At 42.5% G+C, this 1,509-nt stretch carries 4 protein-coding genes; 1 reads left to right on the top strand and 3 read right to left on the bottom strand.

The genetic code is table 11. The features are described 5' to 3' along the window. On the top strand, nt 1–324 hold a 324-nt coding region (locus tag B3P58_RS15055), incomplete at its 5' end, for a DUF2058 family protein (protein ID WP_286718790.1). A gap of 137 nt (nt 325–461) precedes the next feature. On the opposite strand, the gene B3P58_RS15060 is transcribed toward B3P58_RS15055, so the two are convergent. The 3 genes from B3P58_RS15060 to B3P58_RS15070 form a co-directional block, all read right to left on the bottom strand. Continuing rightward, nucleotides 462–905 (bottom strand): hypothetical protein, encoded by a 444-nt coding sequence (locus tag B3P58_RS15060; RefSeq protein ID WP_286718792.1) that lies wholly within the window; start codon nt 903–905, stop codon nt 462–464. A 27-nt stretch (nt 906–932) separates the two neighbouring features. Next, nucleotides 933–1,076 carry a hypothetical protein gene (locus B3P58_RS15065; RefSeq protein WP_286718794.1) on the bottom strand — a complete coding sequence of 48 codons (144 nt, stop codon included), beginning with the start codon at nt 1,074–1,076 and terminating at the stop codon, nt 933–935. An 82-nt stretch (nt 1,077–1,158) separates the two neighbouring features. Continuing rightward, complete coding sequence (locus tag B3P58_RS15070; RefSeq protein WP_286718796.1) at nt 1,159–1,461, bottom strand: hypothetical protein; 303 nt, start codon at nt 1,459–1,461, stop codon at nt 1,159–1,161. Nucleotides 1,462–1,509 lie beyond the last annotated feature (48 nt).

A 1,509-nucleotide genomic window follows, 5' to 3' on the forward strand; every position in this document is an offset into this window, starting at 1 on the left:
GCTCAGGTGCGTCAGCTGGTTACCACCAACGCCATTAAAAGCGAATATGCCGATATTAAATATCAGTTTGTTGATGGCAAAAAAGTGAAATCCATTTACGTTGACCAGGCCATCTGGGACCGCTTAAGCCGCGGCCAGCTGGCGGTTATCGCATTGGATTTACCGGGCGAGAAAAAATACGAAGTACTGCCACTGCAGATTGCTGAGAAAATCCGCCAGCGCAAAGATAATCACTTTATTTATATTGCAGAAAGCACCGCCGATGCGATGGATGAAGATGATCCGTATGCAGCGTATCAGATTCCGGATGATCTGATGTGGTGATAAACGGTTAAAAAAGCCCGCTGATGCGGGCTTTTTTATGGCTTCTGATTTAGATTGCGCTATGACTCCCACGCAGAGCGTGGGAGCAAGATGAAGGAATTCTCCATAGTTACTTACACCTTCCAAAGTTGTACCCATCACATCCACCCACAATCATTAGAATTATAAATCTCAGTAAATTTTAAATTATAGGAACAGCCTGCAGTTCCACAAGACCACTCAGATTTTACATATAATTTCTTACTTTTAATTTCAAGTATTCGTATATCTCCACCACCAGATGCACCACCATATTCACAAATTTTTTCATCAGCCCTTCCACCAATAGTTAGGTCCAATGCGTAATGCCCTATTAAGGCTTCAACATACAATGACTTTCTATCAGCAATATATTTATAGAAAACTTTTGGGCTATATATTGTCGAATCATTAAACGAAGTAAAGTAACCATCAACATCAACTAACCCCTCACTCATCACCTCTCCACGTCCATATAGTTCCAAAATACTTAGATATTTAATTCTCTCTTCTGCACTCAATGAAAGACTAAAAAAACACATAAAAACTAGTAATAGCTTCATTATCATCCCCCTCAAAATCTTTATTAACTATCCCATTGTATTATTAATAACACTAAGCGCTCCTTCTTTTTCTTCCAGCTCGAATTTATCCGGTAAGCCGCTGCTGGGATGATCAGGCGAGGTAAAATAAATCCACAAAACACTGATCATAAATACCAATGGAACAAACATCTCTCGTTCCTACGCTCCGCGTGGGAATGCAACGGTGCCCGCAAGGACTCCCACGCAGAACATGGAAGCCAGATGAAATCTGCTACTCGCAGCGATTCATACCTTCAAGCCATACCTGATACCGCTCTTTTGCCCTGTCAGTAACCCGAATGGTTTTACCGGCAACCCATGCAGGGCTGTATCTTCGGTTCAGTATGGCAATATTGATTGTCTCGCCCTGATCGGAAGTACAGCCATCACCGCCCATACAGCGCAGATTCCGCAGCCAGCGCTTGTCCTGAAAGTAATATGAATGCCCGTTACGGGTGAGTTTCACAAGATCAATCAGTATCTCGCCGTTTCCCGGTTCAATATAAGCCAAAAGCTCGCGAATCTTATGTTTCATAGGGATTGTGCTTCATAGCGACTGAGATTTCATATTTGTTTCCAAGTG

The sequence above is a fragment of the Thalassolituus sp. UBA2009 genome (assembly GCF_002335285.1).
GTDB classification, from domain to species: Bacteria; Pseudomonadota; Gammaproteobacteria; order Pseudomonadales; family Oceanobacteraceae; genus Venatoribacter; species Venatoribacter alkanivorans.

Coding starts and splice junctions, on each gene's coding strand:
- B3P58_RS15060 (WP_286718792.1), bottom strand. CDS start 905: ATGAAGCTATTACTAGTTTTTATGTGTTTTTTTAGTCTTTCATTGAGT.
- B3P58_RS15070 (WP_286718796.1), bottom strand. CDS start 1,461: ATGAAACATAAGATTCGCGAGCTTTTGGCTTATATTGAACCGGGAAAC.
- B3P58_RS15065 (WP_286718794.1), bottom strand. CDS start 1,076: ATGTTTGTTCCATTGGTATTTATGATCAGTGTTTTGTGGATTTATTTT.